Origin of the sequence: Lentimicrobium sp. S6 (assembly GCF_013166635.1) — a bacterium.
In the GTDB taxonomy this organism is placed as follows: domain Bacteria; phylum Bacteroidota; class Bacteroidia; order Bacteroidales; family UBA12170; genus UBA12170.
Window position 1 is genome coordinate 1 of sequence record NZ_JABKBZ010000318.1, and the last position, 304, is coordinate 304.

Genomic DNA, 304 nt, shown 5'->3' on the forward strand with positions numbered 1-304 from the left:
GGAGATCAAGTAATCTTCACTCTTGAAGTGAGCAATAATGGACCAAGTGCAGCAACAGGAGTAGCAGTTACAGAAAATCTACCAACAGGATATACTTATGTATCAGATAATGGAGCCGGAGCTTATGCTACTGCCACAGGAATTTGGACAATAGGTAATTTAGCCGATGGAGCAGATACGAGTTTAGAAATTACTTGTACAGTTAATGCTACTGGAGATTATACCAACACAGCAACACTCACTGGAACCGAAGATGATCTAGACCCAAGTAACGATGAGGATGATGCCTTAACAACCCCAAATC

Annotated in this window: 1 protein-coding gene; it reads left to right on the top strand. The window is 41.4% G+C overall.

Features of this window, described 5'->3' with window-relative positions; translation table 11 throughout:
- Positions 1–304 (top strand): DUF11 domain-containing protein (locus HNS40_RS23890; protein ID WP_172285008.1); only part of this gene is annotated, 304 nt, incomplete at both ends.